This window comes from Streptomyces nanshensis, assembly GCF_001751255.1.
Lineage (GTDB): Bacteria > Actinomycetota > Actinomycetes > Streptomycetales > Streptomycetaceae > Streptomyces > Streptomyces nanshensis_A.
In genome coordinates, this window is sequence record NZ_LJGW01000007.1 from 1 (window position 1) to 225 (window position 225).

The window sequence follows — 225 nt, forward strand, 5'->3', positions numbered from 1 at the left end:
CCCGCCGCCGCCACCGCCCCCGGCGCCGCGGCGCGAGCGGCGGCCGCGGAACGGCGAGGGAGCGCAGCGCGCGGCCTTGATCATCCACACGATCGCCGACATCGCGGCGGTGATCCTCGGCCTGTGGATCCTGCTGTATCTGCTGGAGGCGAACCAGGCGAACCCCTTCGTGGAGTTCGTGAAGGGCTCGGCGGACTGGCTCGCGGCGTGGGCGCAGGACATCTT

At 72.9% G+C, this 225-nt stretch carries 1 pseudogene; it reads left to right on the top strand.

Going from position 1 to position 225, the window contains the following annotated elements:
• Positions 1–225: pseudogene (locus AN218_RS37695) on the top strand (hypothetical protein); the annotation flags it as partial.